A 289-nucleotide genomic window follows, 5' to 3' on the forward strand; every position below is an offset into this window, starting at 1 on the left:
TGATGCGGCAGAAAAGGCTGCTGATGCCGTCAATAAAGCTGCAGGCGGTGCGGCGGAAAAGGCTGCTGATGTGGTGAATAAAGCTGCAGGTGGTGCGGTGGAAAAGGCTGCTGATGTGGTGAATAAAGCTGCAAATGGTGTGGCAGAGAAGGCTGCTGATGCCGTCAATAAAGCTGCAGGTGGTGCGGCGGAAAAGGCTGCTGATGTGGTGAATAAAGCTGCAGCGGGTGCGGCAGAAAAGGCTGCTGATGCCGTCAATAAAGCTGCAGGTGGTGCGGCAGAAAAGGCT

Annotated in this window: 1 pseudogene; it reads left to right on the forward strand. The window is 55.0% G+C overall.

The annotated features are described in order from the left end of the window. Positions 1–289, forward strand: a pseudogene (locus BN202_RS10065) (cell envelope integrity protein TolA); the annotation flags it as partial.

This window comes from Bartonella florencae, from assembly GCF_000312525.1.
GTDB lineage: Bacteria > Pseudomonadota > Alphaproteobacteria > Rhizobiales > Rhizobiaceae > Bartonella > Bartonella florencae.